The sequence below is a fragment of the Stappia sp. BW2 genome (genome assembly GCF_008107695.1).
GTDB lineage: Bacteria > Pseudomonadota > Alphaproteobacteria > Rhizobiales > Stappiaceae > Roseibium.
Map to the genome: position 1 here is coordinate 293803 of NZ_VIRG01000060.1, position 16717 is coordinate 310519.

General features: G+C 58.0%; 15 protein-coding genes. 4 read left to right on the forward strand and 11 right to left on the reverse strand.

The window, feature by feature from the left end; genetic code table 11:
* Window positions 1–13 precede the first annotated feature (13 nt).
* From FMN63_RS10940 to FMN63_RS10950, 3 genes are all read right to left on the reverse strand, one after another.
* A complete protein-coding gene (locus tag FMN63_RS10940; RefSeq protein ID WP_286192603.1) occupies window positions 14–493 on the reverse strand; it encodes a DUF6636 domain-containing protein in 480 nt (159 codons plus the stop codon).
* A gap of 7 nt (window positions 494–500) precedes the next feature.
* Window positions 501–923, reverse strand: a complete 423-nt coding sequence (locus FMN63_RS10945; RefSeq protein WP_148584004.1) for a hypothetical protein — start codon at window positions 921–923, stop codon at window positions 501–503.
* 221 nt (window positions 924–1144) lie between these two features.
* Entirely contained in the window at window positions 1145–2038 is an 894-nt protein-coding gene (locus FMN63_RS10950; protein WP_162530019.1) for a LysR family transcriptional regulator, read from the reverse strand.
* Between the two features lie 158 nt (window positions 2039–2196).
* Here FMN63_RS10950 and FMN63_RS10955 point away from each other — a divergent pair, with 158 nt between their 5' ends.
* On the forward strand, window positions 2197–3423 hold the full coding sequence (locus tag FMN63_RS10955) for a serine hydrolase domain-containing protein (protein ID WP_286192598.1): 1227 nt from the start codon (window positions 2197–2199) through the stop codon (window positions 3421–3423).
* A gap of 641 nt (window positions 3424–4064) precedes the next feature.
* Window positions 4065–5681, forward strand: a complete 1617-nt coding sequence (locus FMN63_RS10960) for an EAL domain-containing protein (RefSeq protein ID WP_148584006.1) — start codon at window positions 4065–4067, stop codon at window positions 5679–5681.
* 76 nt (window positions 5682–5757) lie between these two features.
* Here the strand turns inward: FMN63_RS10960 and FMN63_RS10965 are convergent, their stop codons facing one another.
* Complete coding sequence (locus tag FMN63_RS10965; RefSeq protein ID WP_148584007.1) at window positions 5758–6939, reverse strand: aromatic amino acid transaminase; 1182 nt, start codon at window positions 6937–6939, stop codon at window positions 5758–5760.
* Between the two features lie 161 nt (window positions 6940–7100).
* Window positions 7101–8138: a zinc-dependent alcohol dehydrogenase family protein gene (locus tag FMN63_RS10970; RefSeq protein ID WP_148584008.1), complete on the reverse strand. Its 1038-nt coding sequence runs from the start codon at window positions 8136–8138 to the stop codon at window positions 7101–7103.
* A 140-nt stretch (window positions 8139–8278) separates the two neighbouring features.
* Here FMN63_RS10970 and FMN63_RS10975 point away from each other — a divergent pair, with 140 nt between their 5' ends.
* Together FMN63_RS10975 and FMN63_RS10980 are read left to right on the forward strand one after the other, a co-directional pair.
* Window positions 8279–8755, forward strand: a complete 477-nt coding sequence (locus FMN63_RS10975; RefSeq protein WP_148584009.1) for an Lrp/AsnC family transcriptional regulator — start codon at window positions 8279–8281, stop codon at window positions 8753–8755.
* Window positions 8756–9176: 421 nt separating this feature from the next.
* Window positions 9177–9917, forward strand: coding sequence for a carbonic anhydrase (locus FMN63_RS10980; protein WP_148584010.1), 741 nt, complete (start codon window positions 9177–9179; stop codon window positions 9915–9917).
* 143 nt (window positions 9918–10060) lie between these two features.
* On the opposite strand, the gene FMN63_RS10985 is transcribed toward FMN63_RS10980, so the two are convergent.
* The 6 genes from FMN63_RS10985 to FMN63_RS11010 all read right to left on the reverse strand — a co-directional run bounded on the left by FMN63_RS10985 (window position 10061) and on the right by FMN63_RS11010 (window position 16716).
* Complete coding sequence (locus FMN63_RS10985) at window positions 10061–10852, reverse strand: DNA-binding transcriptional regulator (protein WP_148584011.1); 792 nt, start codon at window positions 10850–10852, stop codon at window positions 10061–10063.
* A gap of 36 nt (window positions 10853–10888) precedes the next feature.
* A complete protein-coding gene (locus FMN63_RS10990) occupies window positions 10889–11731 on the reverse strand; it encodes a fumarylacetoacetate hydrolase family protein (protein WP_148584012.1) in 843 nt (280 codons plus the stop codon).
* A gap of 4 nt (window positions 11732–11735) precedes the next feature.
* Complete coding sequence (gene mhpA / locus FMN63_RS10995) at window positions 11736–13229, reverse strand: bifunctional 3-(3-hydroxy-phenyl)propionate/3-hydroxycinnamic acid hydroxylase MhpA (protein ID WP_148584013.1); 1494 nt, start codon at window positions 13227–13229, stop codon at window positions 11736–11738.
* 2 nt (window positions 13230–13231) lie between these two features.
* Window positions 13232–14212: a VOC family protein gene (locus tag FMN63_RS11000; RefSeq protein WP_148584014.1), complete on the reverse strand. Its 981-nt coding sequence runs from the start codon at window positions 14210–14212 to the stop codon at window positions 13232–13234.
* 173 nt (window positions 14213–14385) lie between these two features.
* Complete coding sequence (locus FMN63_RS11005; RefSeq protein ID WP_148584015.1) at window positions 14386–15396, reverse strand: TRAP transporter substrate-binding protein; 1011 nt, start codon at window positions 15394–15396, stop codon at window positions 14386–14388.
* An 18-nt stretch (window positions 15397–15414) separates the two neighbouring features.
* On the reverse strand, window positions 15415–16716 hold the full coding sequence (locus FMN63_RS11010; protein ID WP_148584016.1) for a TRAP transporter large permease: 1302 nt from the start codon (window positions 16714–16716) through the stop codon (window positions 15415–15417).
* Between the last annotated feature and the right edge of the window lies 1 nt (window position 16717).

Below are 16717 nucleotides of genomic sequence, written 5' to 3' on the forward strand. Positions count from 1 at the left end.
TCAACGCGGTACGCTAAAAAACGCTCTGTTTTGCCCTGGACAAGAAAAATCCATGGCCGTCCTGGTTGCTGCACTTCAACCCTTTGCGTGAGGAGTGGCAGATAAAGCCGCCGAACTCACCGGTCACGCCGTATTCGGCCCTATCAAATCCGCCTTTGGTCCTGTCCGTTTGAACGCAGAGGATTTCAGCGGGACCTTTCTCTTTCATGGAAAAAGTATGGCCCCAATCGAGATTACAGCCGCCTGGTTTCGGCAACGCGGGCGGGCCAGCCCGCTGGATTATCGTACAGGTGATTTCAGACAGAACATTGAAGTCCTCGCCCACGGTGCACTGGATGTTTTCCGACGGTGTTTCAAATGTCCAGATGTCAGCCAATGAGACGCTGATGGTGAACCATAGGCCCAGAGCGAGTGACGACAGGAAAAGCATGGTGCGAAAACGCGAAGACACCCTATTGCCGTTCGATTGAGTAAAGCCGTTTTCGTCGATCATATCCAACTCACTCTCCCCACAGGAGCATTCGCATTTGCTCAAATTCTCCCGCGGAGAGAATATTCACCTGTGCGACGTGCGGGAACTCTCCGATTGTCATGACTTCAAGGTATCGTCCGGCGGGCTCCTGAAAATACAATTTGCATGGGGCTTCCCCAACAGGAGAGCAAGTCGCAACCTCGACATAGCCGTCCTCGTAAAGGCCGCGTGCAACGAACGCGAGATCGTCGGCAACCGGATTCTCGAAAGGCTGCCAACCGTTTGTCAAAATAATGGACCTGGCTTGATCATAGGGAAGGCCGATGAGCTCGTGTGCCGAAGACTGAAACTCTTCGGACGCAGCCAGGACGGCATCGCCCGCGATCAAGGTTTTGGTCACGAGCACAGCGGCCACACCCAAGGTTGCTGCATTCCACGGTCTCTTGTTCATGTCGGGGCTCCCCTTTCACCAGCAGAAGTGAGCTGTTCCCAAACCCTTGCACAAGTTATGGCGTAATTTAACCTACTTTTTGCATCTTCTGGTTGGGTCGTTCGGTGTAAAGCCACTCGAGCAGTGCAGGGCAGGCGGTTTGCCGCCACGTTCAGGGCACTCCGAGGCACCACGCCGGCCAAGGCCTGTGCCCGGACAACAAGCCGGGCGTTTTGACAAGTTCAGATGCTTCCGATCAGGCGGGTTGAGATGTCGATGATATCGCGGGACACCAGCGAGTTTGGTGTGTACCTGCGGGTCAGAACACCCAGCTGCATTTTGGGAGGCAGGTCGGGAACGTCTATCGGGCACAATCCGCTGCCCCAGAATGAGTCATTCAGAATTTGAGGCGGGCAGAAGGCGATGAGATCCGTCGAGCGGTTCAAGGCGGCCAGGAGAAAGGGGGAGCGGCACAGGGTTGGCGGGTGAGCCAGTGTTATCTTTTTTTGCGTCAGCCAATCGAGGGCAACCTGGTCTGCACTTCCGGGGGAGGGATTGAGGAGCCAGCGTTCGCCCGCCAGTTCCTCCCAGGTAACAATGCGGTTGGCGAACCGTTTCGAGCGACTGACAGGCGAGATGGTCACCTCCGTGAAGGGCTGGAACGCCAGATCCGCCGGCAATGCTTCGGGTGTTGCGATACCAAGGGCAAGGTCCAGCTGTCCATCCAGCAGACGTGGCACAATATTCCCCAGCGTTCCGGTTTCAACGTCCAGCTGGCCCTGCGGATGCCGGCGTTGAAATTCGTGAATGATTCCGCCGAGCTTCGTCACCGCAACCACGGGCGTAACCGCGATACGCGCAGTCGCAATCGCTTGCCCCGAAATTCGGCGAACCTCCTCTTCGGCCCGGCGCATGGAGGTGAGGATCAGGCGAGCGTGGTCCACCAGAACTTTTCCCGCTGGCGTGAAACGCGTCCCCCGGGAGGCCCTGACGAGCAAAGCAGCCCCCGTTTGCGTTTCGAGTTCGCGCAGCGTCTTGGTCAACGCGCTCTGGGACAGGCCCATGTCACGCGCTGCCCCGCGGATTGAACCGCTCTCGGCAAGAGCTATCAGGGCCTTGAGTTGGTGTTTTTTCACTTTGAATGACCACCTTTTGTTGTCAGTAGACAACATTATGTGTCTGTACAGCTCCTGCCAACCTGCTCTGATTGGAACGCCAAAGCACGCCGGGTCTCACGCCTGACGGAGGCTGAGGCATATCGTGACAAAAATCGGAAGCCTGGAGGAGGGCACTTGTGGTTCATAAAAATATTCGGACATTTTCGGCGGTGTTGACGATGGCGCTGTTGAGCCAACCCATAGCCGCGTCTGCCGACGACGACACACGTTGGTTGTCTCAGACAATGATCAACGGCCGTGCCAGCATGTTTGACCCTGCGCTGAATTTTCTGACATTCCAGCACATGGACCAGATGTTCGCCACGCGCACGGTCGAGGCGGGAGAAAACGCCAAAGCGCTGCCTTCGAAGCCGGTCTCCCTGGAAGGGGAGTATGAAATCGACGGCAAAAAAATGAGCCTGGAGGAGGCGCTCGAGAGCACTTCTACAAATGCCCTTGTCGTCGTGAAGGACGGCAATGTCGTGTTCGAGACCTACCGGAATGGCAGCGATGAAAACACCCGTTTTCTTACGTTCTCGGTCGCGAAGTCCTATGTTTCGACCCTGATCGGCATGGCCCTTGCCGATGGCTCTATCAAAAGCCTGGACGACAAGGTTACCGACTATCTGCCTGACATGAAGGGGAGTGGCTACGACGGTCCGACGCTTCGCGACCTGTTGCGTATGCGCTCAGGCGTGGAGTGGCTAGAGGTCTATGAGTTCGGTAGCGATACGCAGCTGACAAAAGTCCACGACAATTCACTTGTCGCATACAAGTATCGCTGGTGCGATTACGCGGCAAATGAATCCAGGCCAGGCCCAGATACGCCAGGATCGGCGTTCAACTATGCCACGCTCGACACGAGCGTTCTCGGCTGTGTGCTGGAGAAAGCGGTTGGCATGACCGGGGCGCAGTACATGTCCGAGAAGCTTTGGAAGCCCACCGGAATGGAAAACGACGCCTATTGGATCATGGACGGGCCGCCTTCCGTCGGCAGGGAGTTCTTCGGCGCGGGCCTTGCGGCGACGGCCCGGGATCATGCCCGGTTCGGTCTGATGTTTCTGAACAATGGCCTTGCGAACGGCAAGCAGATCGTGTCCGCGGACTGGGTGAAGGAAGCTACAGTTCCCGATGAGGGCTCGGAACCGACAGGACCGGGCGAGGATTTTGGCTACCAGTATCAGTGGTGGACGGTGCCTGGGTCGGACGCGTATTCGGCGATCGGGCTTTACCATCAGTTTATCTACGTCGATCCGGCCAACAATCTGGTGATCGCAAAGGCCAGTCATACGGCCGAGCCGGTGGGCCATGACAAAGAGAATATGGAACTGTTCAGCCAAATCACGGACCGTCTGGAAAACTGAAACGCCCGTTGAACATGTAAAAATGCGCGGTGTTTTCTCCTGCGTGACCACCGAACCGCACTGCTTTCCCGTGGTGCGGTTCGAAGGTTTTCAGAGGTTTTTGCAATTTTGGCCTCTGTCGCGCGATCCCTGCTTATTCAAAATAATTTTAATAAAACTTCCGTAGATGCGCGACCGACGGTTCTCTGTATTTGTTGTAAATCGGTGCTTCATGCGTCAGTTTTCGAAATTAGAGTTGACCTAGCGGCATGCTTGAAGCATATCGTGAGTTGTTCTAACGACGGTCATTCATCATTGGTTATGCTGGTGTAAGTATTCTCAAGCGAGAAAAGCTATTTCTGACCGCGGAATGACATGAAACAGGTGACTTGTTAGCGTCAATGCAGGCTAAAGATAGTACCTAGAGCGACTATTCCTCAGAGTTATCTGCAGTTTGAAGCTGGTCTGAGTTGAGCGAAGTGACATTTTTTCACTTTTTCTTGTAGTTGGACATGGAATCACGGGAATTGTGACGTGAAATGTACTTTATTTAATGCTTTCGTGATAAAGCTAATCGATTAATTGACCGGATCGATCTACCCGACGCTCGTCTTTCTGTGGCGTGTCTTGGAATGGCGGCCCGGTGTGCAGGATAGAATTAGGTGACGGCACAAAGAAAAAAACAAGGATCCCGAGGTGTTATCCGCCTTCTCGTAGAATATTCTCCAAAAATCGCAATTTTGGGAACTCTTCTGGCTGCTTTTTCAACAATCCTGTTTGGTTTAAGCTGGCTGAATATTTATGCGATTTTTGAGACGGCGGCCACGCCACCAGTCAATTCAATCAGCATCATGCTGACGGGACTTTCACTGTTTTTGTCTCGCACGCCCTTTCGGTCGAAGCGACTTCCTCTGGCAATCGCGACCGTCAGCTTGCTTATCGCCATGATGAAACCGCTGCTTGGCCTAGCAGGCTTGATGAGCAGTTTCTGGATATTGACCAACTCCACCATTGTTTGCCTTCTGGCAATCGCCGCAATTCTTGTCTCGATCCAGAAGCCGGTGGCTGCACAGGTAAGCGCAGTGCTGGCGATCCTGTTGTTTGGCGCCAGTCTGTTGGGCGTTGTGCAAGCCGCTCCCGGCTCGAAGGTTGCCATTCTGATTTTATATGCCGGCGGCTTTCTCGTGGCTTCAGGCGTTTTGACCAGGACGATCTACCGGGGGCCGCTCTATCGCATGGTCAGTGCGGGGTCGAGCGCCAAATACATTTTTGCGCAGGCCTTTTTGGTCGTTCTTCTGGCGATCGGCGTAACCTATCTCAGCATCCGCAACACCATCCATCCGTACTTTGTTCCCCTGGCCGTGATTGCCATTCTCTGTCTGATCTACTTTGTGCTTCTTAAATTGATGCCGTTCCTTTCTCACAAGCAGGTGCAGCCACTCGTTCCGCCGGCGAGAAGGCAGGTTATCAATGACATTGAGCAAGCATTGGCTGACAAGCAATTTGCGACCTACTATCAGCCGCAGATTGAATTCGAGACGGGCAGGCTGGTCGGTGCGGAAGCACTCGCCCGGTGGATACATCCGGAAAATGGTGTTGTGTCCCCGGCAGATTTCATTCCGGTTGCTGAGCAAAGCGGTCAAATCATCGAAATTGGATACCAGGTCCTGGAACGGGCATGTATCGATGCGATGAAGTGGCCCTTTTTCGAAAACCCCAATGTGAACCTTTCCGTGAATGTCTCTCCGGTGCAGTTGCAGGCGCCTGATTTGCTGGAAAATGTCCAGCGCATACTCGGAACGACAGGTTTGGCCCCCGAGAAACTGGTGCTCGAGTTGACGGAAACAGCGCTTGTCCGCCGCGGGGAGCCGGGTTTCGATACCATTTGGGCGTTGCACAACCTGGGAATATCGATTGCGGTTGATGACTTTGGAACCGGATATTCCTGCTTGGCCTACCTGAGTGATTTGCCGGTCCAATATCTGAAGATCGATCAGTCCTTCGTGAAAAAACTTCCGGATGACGCACCTTCAGCGACGATTGCCCGCAGCATCGTCGGGCTTGGGTGCGGTCTGCAAATCAAAATCGTTGCCGAGGGTGTTGAAACGGCACAGCAGGAAGAGTTCCTGAAATCCATCAACTGTCACAAGGCACAAGGATATTTTTATTCAAAGCCGATGTGTCAGGAAGATTTCCTCGATTGGGCCAGTGACTTCGAAGAGAGGTCCGCCATGGAGAAATCGGGGCGAATGGAAGGGAAAAAGATATTTTTTGCTTGAGGTCTTTTGTCGGCTCCACCGTCTCTTGACGCCTGCAATGGTATCTGCGCCGACGCGCTCGGCGGCCCCTTGGGACTCAGGTTTGCGTCACCGCCTGGACGGCGCGGATCAGCCAGCCGATATCTTCGGAACCGAGACGGGCGACGTTCACCCGGCCTCCCTTGACGACATGAATGCCGTGATCACGGGTCAGGGCTGTTTCCTGGCTCTCCGTAAGCGGCAGCAAGGAAAACATTCCGCGCTGCCCGGCAAGGTAGGCAAGGTTCCCGGTTCCAAAATCATCCATTTCTGTTTGCGCGATTTGGGCGCGGACCTGGGCAACGCGGGCGCGCATCCGGTCAAGTTCCAGCAGCCAGAGTGCCTTGAGTTCTTGATCCTGCAAGATTGTGCGCACCACGGACGGGCCATGATCCGGCGCGTGAGATGCCCCTGAACGCACAATGGCCGATACGGCTCTGTGGACGCGGGACCTATCGTCTTTTCGGGTCTTCACGAACAACGCTCCGGCACGATCCCGGTAGATGCCGAAGGATTTGGAAAGCGTGATGCAGACGATGCATTCGCGAAAGCGTTCAGCGATTTGCCGGGCCGCGGAGCCATCAGCCTCGAAACCCTGATCAAAGCCAAGGTAGGCCAGATCGATCCACGGAATGATGCCCCGCTCCTCCAGCACCTCAAGCAGAGCAGCAAACTGCTCTGGCGTCATGTCCGCACCTGTCGGGTTGTGGCATACCCCCTGCATCAGAAAGACGTCGCCGCTTCTGGCGTTGGCCAAACCGTCGAGCATCTGATCGAACGTAATCTTGCGCCCGATGGGATCGTAATACGGCACCTGCATAAATCGGGTGCCTGCCGCCGTCAGAATGGGGATGTAATTGCCGTAGGTCGGCGTTTGCAGCCAGACCGTGGGCGGTTCGGGCATCTGCGCCAGAAGATCCGCCATGACCCGCAACGCCACAGCCCCGCCCGAGGTCTGTGCCGCAACCCAGTCGCTGCCGAAGGTTCCGCCCAGAACTTCCTGTCCCAGAACCGTGCAGTATTCCGCGTCACCCGTCAGGGCGAGGTAAGACTTGGTCGTTTGCGTCTCGACCAGCCGCCGCTCCGCTTCTTTAACAGCCTGCAGAACCGGAGTTTGGCCGTGCTCGTCCTGGTAAATGCCGACGGTCAGGTTAAGCTTGTCCGTGCGCGGATCCTGAGCGAAGTAATCCGCTCCAATCATGATGGGATCGACCGGGTAATCCTCAACCTTCTCGAACACTTCTGAACCCTTTTTCCGAATCGACGGTACGATTGCGGTAAACCTCCGCTGCCTTGCAGATCATCTCTTGGAAGTCATTGCCCTGCAATGGGGCGGTAGAACGGCGGTGACGCTCGCAAGAGAAGCATTCGCAAAAGGCTGCCGGAAGTTCCGCCCGGGCTTCAGAACCGCGTGATGACCGTGGCGCCGACAGACTGGAAGCTGTCCATGCTCATCAGGGCCTCCGGCGCATCCGCCAAACTGATCTGACTGCCAACCAGCCGCGAAGGATCAAGTTTGCCACTGGCAACCATGTCAAGCATTGCGCCGTAGCGATGCGCCTGCATCCCGTGTGAGCCGAGCAACTCGATTTCCTGACCCACTATCTTGGGCATCGGAATGGCGGGGGCGGCATGGTCGCCGAGCATCAGCCCGACCTGGATGTGTTTCCCGCGTGGCCGCAGGCAGAGGATGGAGTTGGTCATGGTCACCGGATGACCGAGCGCATCCAGCGAGACATGGGCGCCGCCCCGAGTGATCTCTTTGATGGCCTCCGGCACATCGGCTTCGCTGCCGTTGATGACCGCCACGGCACCGAGGTCCTGCGCGAGTTTCAGCTTGGCGGGTGCGAGATCCACACCGATGACATTGGCCCCGGCGGCCGCCGCGATCATGACGGCCGAAAGCCCCACACCGCCGCAGCCATGCACCGCCACCCACTGGCCCGCGCTGACCTTGCCCTGATCGATCACGGCGCGAAAGGACGTTGCGAACCGGCACCCGAGGCTGGCTGCGGTTGCAAAGTCCATGCTCTCCGGCAGCGCCACAAGGTTCAGGTCGGCCTGATGAATGCCGACAAATTCGGCGAACGACCCCCAGTGGGTGAAGCCGGGCTGTTCCTGGTGGAGGCAAACCTGCTGGTGCCCGGCGTGACATTCGGGACAGCTTCCGCAGCCGCAGATGAAGGGAACGGTTACCTTGTCGCCAACCCTCCAGTTGGTGACGTCTTTACCCACCGCTTCAATCACACCCGCCAGTTCATGGCCGGGCACATGCGGCAGCTCGATATCGCTGTCATGTCCCATCCATCCATGCCAGTCGCTTCGGCATACACCAGTTGCTGCAACCTTCAATACGACACCATGCGCCTCGGGGCTCGGGTCATCCACGGTGACCAGCTTGGGCGCTTCCTGGAAGTTTTCAAACAGCACGGCCTTCATGGCAGGGTCTTTCGGTTTCGTCGTTAATCTTCGGGAATCATAGATGGAAAAGTGGAAAAAACTTTGCTAATCCCGCGTAGTTCCGCATATTTCAGGTCAGGAAAACCTCAGTTTTTCTAGTTTTCAAGAGGAATCTGCCCTTGTCTGACATCGATGCCGCCAATGCCCAGATCCTGTCCCTGCTGCAAGAGGATGGCCGGATGACCAACGCAAAGCTGTCTGAAAAGCTGGGTATGAGTGAAACGCCCTGTTGGCGCCGCCTGAAACGGCTGGAGGAAGCCGGTTTCATAGATGGCTATCAGGCCAACTTGAACCGCCGGAAGCTGGGGCTGGGTGTCATGGCTTTTGTGCAGTTGCGCTGTTCAAAACATGATCAGGCCGCTACGGCTGAATTTCAACGGATTGTAGAGACAACCCCGAGCATCCTCGCGTGTCACAACACGACAGGGGCGGACGATTTCCTGCTGATCGTCGTCGCGCGGGACCTGGACGATTACAGCTCCTTTGTCGACAGCACGCTGCGCCGCCTTCCAGGTGTTACCAGTATTCGCTCCAACCTCTCGCTGAAAGAGATGAAAGCGTCCAGCAAACTGCCGATCACGCCATCCGCTGTGTAGCGGTGATGACACAAGGCCCGCCCGAGGTTTGCCGCCGACCGTGTCTTGAGATTTGGCTGTTGAAAGAGTGCTCCCGATCCAGTGCCCCAGATGATCAAGCGTTTGTAACAGAGCATTGAAAGTGACTATTTCAAGTTGAAGAAGAAAAAATCGTAGGTCGACGGCGAAAGTTAATGAAGGTTCAGCAAGCGGATGGTTCGTTAACCATTTTGGGATCTGTTTTTCAAGTAAAAATTGTTCTGAATCTCACGCTCACGGTACAAATACTTCATGTTTACCCGTAAAGGGAGGACGTTCAGAGATTACACCCAATAGTTTCATTACATATATTTAATTACCGCTCCGTAGGAAAAATACCTAAGTCATTGGTCACCCAGAAGGCGCGACGGTGGATGCCGCGCTGGGTGAAATGGAGTAACTCATGAAAATTCGCTTTCTCGTGACGGCTGTAGCCGCCATCGCTATCACCTCGTCTGCTATGGCTGCGGCGCCTCACCACTGGTCGTATGAGGGTGCGACCGGCCCGACGCATTGGGGCGACCTTTCTGAGAAATTCGAAGCCTGTGAAGCCGGGATGGAACAGTCCCCGGTGGACCTTACCCATGCAATCAAGGCAGATCCGGCTGATATCGAATTTCATTGGAACAAGGATGCCGATTGGACCGTCGTCAACAACGGACACAGCATCCAGGCAAACTCGGACGATGCAGGCTACATGGTTCTTGACGGGAAAGACTATAAGCTCGCGCAATTCCATTTCCACACGCCTTCGGAGCATGCAATCGACGGCAAGCGGTTTCCGATGGAAGTCCACTTCGTGAATGTTGCGGACGACGGTGAATTCGCCGTTATCGGCGCGATGATCGAAGGGGGCGGGGATAACACCCTGTTCGATGCGGTCATGGATGCCGCGCCCGCAAAGGAAGGCGGTTCCGCTGAAATCGGCAAGGAAGACCCGGCGTCTCTGCTGGGCAAAAAAGACAGCTTCTTCCGCTACGAGGGTTCGCTCACGACTCCTCCCTGCTCACAGACGGTCGTCTGGACGATCATGAAAGAGCCGCTGAAGGTTTCCGATGCCGAAATCAAGAAATTTCAGGACATCTACCAGATGAACGCCCGGCCGCTGCAGGAAATCGGCCGCCGGTTTATCCTTGAACAATAATCTTTCAGGCATTTCCTGACCAATCCGACCGGACCGGCTTGAGCAGCTGGTCCGGTCGACGGTTTTAATGACCTGTTTTGGAGAGGGTCTTCGCGGGTTTGAATGCGCCTATCCTGCCCGGCGCCTTAATCACAGCTCATGGATTAGTCGCGCAGCGCCTCAGCAATCTTTTCGGCAATTTCAAGAACCAGCGGCCCGAACTTTTCAAGCGCCTCCGGGGTGCTCATCGCGCTTCGGATCCAGATGAGCGAGACGCAGCCAAGAACAGCGCCGGCCGAGCGGATCGGTACGGCAATGGAAGCGGTTTCCTGGCGAAATTCGCCGCTGTCTCTTATGGCAATCCCGCGATTTCGGGTCTCTTCGAGCAGCCTTGAAAGCCAGCGTTTCTCCAGAAACGGGGCATCCTTCTCATCGCCGAGACGGCGCAGATGATCCAGGATCAGCGCGCGCTCCTCCTCAGGACAGAAGGAAATATATGCTCGCCCGGTGGAGGTTCGCAGCACCGGCAAGCGATAGCCCGTCATGCCGCGGTCGATCGACAGTGGCGACCGGCCATGTGTCGTTTCCTGGATGACCATTGCAGCATTGTTGTAGACGGTGAGGTCGAGCGGCCAGACAACCTGTCTGGAATATTCGCTGAAGATTGGGCCGGCCGCCTGCGTGATTTCCGTGGTGAGCGCGTAGCCGTCACCGAGCGCAGCGGCAAAACGTGTTACCCGGACGTAATTGGACGTTGCGGAAAACGCGACATAGCCAAGTTCTTCCAGCGTCTCCAAAAGCCTGTAGACCGTCGGACGCGGCAGACCAAGTGCCTTCGCCACCTCGCCCGGGCGCGCTTCGCCCACCTTGTTCACGTACCGCAGGATGGCAAGCCCGCGCGCGAGTGCGCGCACGGGCCCGGATGTTTTTTGGGACGAGGCCGGTTCACTGAGCATGGCTGGAACATTGCACAGGCCGGGCTCGGGAAAAAGTCAGACTTCCGCCTTCACCGGGTTCGACAGAACACCGATGCCGGACACTTCGACCTCGCAGACGTCGCCGTCCTTCATGAAAAGGGGGGGCGACCGCCTGGCGCCAACACCCCCCGGCGTGCCCGACACAATGACGTCACCAGGGAGAAGCGGCAGGATGGTCGAGCAATAGGCAATGAGACGGGGAATGGAGGTGACCAGCAACGAGACGTCCGTATCCTGGACCACTTCGCCATTGAGCCGGGTCTGCAGGTGCAGTATTGACGGATTGGGAATCTCATCGGACGTTACCATCCACGGACCGAAGCCACCGGTACCGGCAAAGGTCTTGCCGGGCATGAACTGGTGCGTATGCTTCTGCCAGTCGCGCACCGAACCGTCGTTGTAGCAGGAATAGCCAGCAACGTAGCTGAGAGCGTCCTCTTCGGAAATACGCCGGCCCTCCTTGCCGATGATCACGGCAACCTCACCCTCATAATCGAACATGTCGGATTCCAGCGGTTTGATCAGCGGTGCTCCGTGTCCGATCTGGGAGCCGGAGTAGCGTGCGAACAGCACCGGGTTTGGGGTCTCGTCACGGCCCGTTTCCGTGATGTGCGCATGATAGTTCAACCCGACGCAGATGATCTTGTCCGGGTTCGGGATGACGGGATCCAGCGACACGTCCTGAAGGTCGAAGTCCGGGTTTGCCGAGGCGAGTTCGGCAACTTGTGCCATGTCGCCTGTGGCGAGAAATGCGCGCAGGGACTTTTCGGCAAAGCGCCGGCCGAGGTCGACGAGACCCTTGTCGGTGACCAGGCCGTAGGAGGACGTGCCGTCCTTGGTGAAAGAACAGAATTTCATGGTGTCAGGCCATTTCCGGTTGCTGAGTTTCAATGGGGTTGGGAAGGACGAGCGCCAAAAGCGCTTCGAGGTCTTCTTTGGTGTCGGCGGCGCCCAGTGTGTGTCGGTCGGGCCGCAATACGGTGGCCCGTGCACCAAGGCGCGCGAGATGTTCGGCGGCGTTCGAGGTTTCGCTTGTCACAAGAGCGACACCGTCCGGCAGGGTGAGGCCGTCGGCAAGCCCGGCCTCGGCGACCACGACGAACTGATACGGATAAACAGCATCCATCAGTCTTCCATCGTTAAGACGCGGCTGACCGAAGAGGCGGCCTGCCTTGTCACCCTGCCCAAGGCCCTGGCCAAGAGGAGGGGCAATGCTTTCCATGCGGGCAGACCCGTCACGCGCGGGCAGGGCGGCCCGGAGCGCTTCTTGCGTTCCGGCAGTGTTGATCAAGCCGCCTAGACGCACGGCCGTCTGGATGTATTCGCGGGCATTCGGCTTTCGTTCGCTCTCGTAGCTGTCCAGCAGTCGTTCGGCGTCGCCGCCCGTGACCTTGCCCTTGCAGACGAGCGCAAGCTTCCAGAAGAGATTGGCAACATCGCGCGTGCCTGCGCACATTCCCTGGCCCATGAAGGGTGGCGTCTGATGGCAGGCGTCACCAGCCAGCAGAAGCCGGCCCTTGCGCCAGTCTTTCGCAACGAGGGAGTGGAAGACATAGACCGCGGTGCGTTCGAGATCTGCTTCGTCCGGTGTGATCCAGTCGGACAAAAGCGCCCAGACGTTTTCCGGTTTCGTGATCTGCGCGCTGTCTTCTTCGGGGCGCACGGTAATTTCCCAGCGGCGGCGCTTTCCCGGCGTGCGCACGTAAGTCGCCGGTCTTTCGGGCCGGCAATACTGGATCGAATGATCACCAAGTTCCGGTTTTTCGGTCTTCAGGATCACATCGACGACGAGCCAGCGTTCATGAAAACCAAAGTCCTCCATGCCGCTTTCGATATAGCGGCGGATGAGAGAGCGCGCTCCGTCGCAGCCGACGACATATTGCGCCGAAATCCGTTCGATGCTGCCGCAGCTCATGTCCTCGTAGCGCAGCTCGACCCGCTCGCCCTTGTCCTCTACGTGGAACACCTCGCAGCGGCTGCGCACCACGACGCTCTGACGCCGGGCCATATGGTCGCGCAGGAGTTCTTCGAGGTCCGGCTGGTGGAAGCGGTAGTTCGCCCGCCAGCCCTGTGGTCCCTCGCCCTGTGGCCGTGGCCAGTCGAGCAGCAGTTTGCCATGCGGGTCGACAAAGCGCATGCCCGGATGGGGATGGGTCTTTTCTTCCATCTCTTCGGCAATACCGATCCACTGGAAGACGCGCATCACCTCGGCATCGAAATGCACCGCACGCGGCAGGTGATAGTGTGCGGTTTCCCGTTCGAGAACGAGCGTTTTCAGCCCGCATGCGCCGAGAAGATGAGCGAGCGTTGCCCCTGCCGGCCCATAGCCGACAATGGCGACATCGAAATGCTCCATGGTTATTTCCCCTGTTTTGCAAGTTCGCCGTAAAGCCACGGGCACTCCACAACGGGTGGCGAGCGGCGGCCGGCCTGTGCGGCTTCAAGGCGCATGTCGCGCAGACGTTTGCGCCCGCCTTCCTCGGTCAGATAGAGGCGCTCGTGACCCCAGAAGCTTGGCCCGTCGTGGGTCTCGTGCGGTTCCCAGGTGGCGGGGTCGATCAACCGGCCGCCCCAGCCGTTTTCCACGAAAAAGCCCGATGGCGAGTTGGCGTAGAAGGAGGTCATGTAGTCGTTGGTGTGCCGGCCGAGCGTGTAGGCGACGCGGCCCTCGTCCAGTTGGGCAAGGTCGTACCCCTGACCGACGTCATCAAGGTTCTGGAACTCGACCATGAAGTGATGAAAACCGGCCTGTCCCGATCCGACCATTGCGAAGGAATGATGGCGTTCGTTCACATGGAAGAAGTAGAGCCCGTAAGGCTGAAGGCCGTAGTCCGAGACCTGGAAGTCCAGTAGGTCCCGGTAGAAAGGCAGCATGACGTCGATGTTCTTCACGTGCAGCACGGCGTGCCCCATTCCAAGGGGGCCTGTCATAAAGCCGTCTATCGGCCGCCCCGGACGGAAAGGGTCCGATGCGATCATCGGGTTGTGAAACAGTTCGATGCGGTTGCCCATCGGATCTTCGAAAGCGATCAGGTTTTCGACAAAACGCCGGTCGCACAGCGCTTTTGAGCCGAGGGTCACCCTGACGCCCGACCGTTCAAGCCGGCCGGCATAGGTCTGAAGGTCGTCCGCATTCTCGACCTCCCAGCCCATGAAGGCGAGGGTGTCGCCGTCTTCGTCCGACACGAGCAGGCGTTGCATCCGGTCGTCCATGCGAAAGGCGAGCGCCTTGTTGCCGCGGTCGATCGTCTGCATTCCGAGCAGCTTGCCGGCAAAGTCGCTCCAGTCATCCAGCCTGTCGGAGCGCACACCGAGATAGCCCAGTGCATTGATTGCCATGGTCGTTTTCCTGTTGAATTAGCGATGACACAGTTTAGGTGCCGCGGACGGTCCGCACCCAGGCGAGATTGAGTGCCGTCCGTTGGACGGACAGGCAGTGGGCCACCTGTCCGTCCGCTGGATGAACGAGACCGGTCATTCCTGCCGCATTGGCGAGGATGACACGGGCCGGCTCATTCTCCGGCGATTTCCTTCGCACGCTCGAGCGTTGCTGCAGCGGTATCCGCATCCGGTTGACCGTTGACCCAGGCTTGTGCCGCGCCCGAGAATGCCTCGTCCCAGGCGGCCAGGCCCGCATCGTCCAGATCGACGAAATTGACGTCGCCGTTCTCCCGGAAGCTCTTTTCGATCTCGGCATCTGTCGTATCGACGACCGAGGCAATCCATTCCGCTGTTGTACGGCCCGACATCTCGTCGACAACGGCCTTGTCGGCGTCGGACAGGCTGTCATAGGTGGTCTTGTTCATCAGGATTGCCATGGGCGAGGCGATGAAGCCGGTGGTGGTGATGTTCGGAGCAACCTCGTTGAGGCGGAAGGTGCGGTAGGCATCCATCACCCAGACGGCGCCTGAGACCACACCACGTTCCAGACCTTCGTAGACCTGAGGCGCGGGAAGGCCGACACCAGCGGCACCCACCATATCGAAGAGCTCGGAGCCGAACTTCGACGGAGAGCGCAGCTTGAGCCCGGAAAGCTGAGCGGGGTCACTGACTGGTCCACTCGCCATGAAAAAGCGGTACGCAGGCGTTGTGAACAGCGCGATGACCTTATAGTCCGCATATTCCCCGGCGAGGCTGCCGTCCTCGAGCAGCGAATTGAGAATATCCGCTCCCACCGCGCTATTGCTGACAATGCCGGGCACCTCAACGACGCCTGTCAGTGGAAAGACGCCGGGTGTATAGGTCGGCACCACCAGCGCCACATCCGCGACACCTGCTTTCAACAGATCTGCCTGTGCGGGCGGAGCGCCCAGGATCGAACCGGGGTACAGCTTGAATGCCGTACCGTCGGAAAGCTTGGCGTTGACCTTGTCGATCCAGGGCTGAAGGATCTTGGCGGAATAGAAGCCCTGCGCCGGTTCGAACGACGAGACGCGCATCTCGCGGGCTTGCGCGAATGTTGCGGTCAGCGACGATGCGCAGAAGAGCGCGATGGCCGTGGTTTTGAGCAGTTTTTTGAACATGAAATCCTCCCTATGAAGTCACTTGGCGTTGAGTGGCAGCCAGAGCACGATCGCCGGAACGGCAATGATGATGGCAACGCGGATGAAATCGGCAGTGACGAAAGGCGCCGCGCCTTTCCAGAGCTCTGTCAACCGGATGTCGGGGGACACGGTCTTGAGGACGAACAGGTTCATGCCGACCGGTGGTGTGATGAGACCCATTTCCACCACCATCACCGCGAATATGCCGAACCAGACGAGATCGATCCCGGCTGCCTGTGCGACCGGAACAAAGAGCGGCACCGTGAGAAGCAGCATGGCGAGACTGTCCATGAGCGTCCCGAGCACAAGGTAGATCGCCAGCATCAGAAGAATGACGAGGAGCGGCTGATCGATGATGCCTGAGAACATGCCGCTCAATGCAAACGGCAGACCTGACAGCGCGAGGAAGAAGTTGAACAGATTGGCCCCGATCATGACCAGATACAGTGCGCCGCAGGTCAGTGCCGTATCTCTGACGGCCTCGAGAAATCCGCTCGGCGACAATCTGCGCGACAGGAACCCGTAGGCCAGAACCAGGGCTGCGCCGATGGCCGCCGTTTCGTTGGCCGTGAAGACGCCGCTGTAGAGGCCGCCCATGATCAGGCCGAAGATCGCCAGCGGTGGCAGCAGCTCCCGGAGCGCTGCCCGGCGTTCGGCGCGGTTGGCCCGTTCGTGCCGGGGCGCTGTCGACCAGCCGGCCCAGATCGGAACCCAGATTGCCAGACAATAGAGAAGGATCGCCAGAAAGATGGGACCGGTCGTTGCAAGCAGGAGCTCGCGGATCGACTGTTCGGCGATGAATGCATATATCACCAGAACCGTCGACGGAGGGATCAGGATGCCGAGCGTGCCACCAGCTGCGACTGCCCCCGCCGAAAGCGATTTCGAATAGCCCGCTTGCCGCATCTGGGGCATGGCGATGCGGCCGATGGTGGCGGTGGTGGCGAGAGACGAGCCCGAGATCATGCCGAAACCGGCAGAGGCGCCTATGGTCGCGAGCGCCAGTCCGCCCCGGCGATGACCGAACAGCACCGACATGGACTGGTAGAGCTTGGCCGACAAGCCGCTGTGCGCCGCCAGATTGCCCATCAGGACGAACAGCGGCAGCATGGTCAGCGTGTAGTTGGTCACGCTGTCCCAGACCGTGGTCGCGCCTATCGTCATGGTGCCGGCGAAACCGATGATCATCGCGGCGCCCAGAAGACCGACGAGGCCAAGGGCGACGGCGACCGGAATCTCGAGAAAAATCATGATGATGGCGGCGCCGAAGCCCAGCCCGCCGAGCAGAAGACCGTCCATT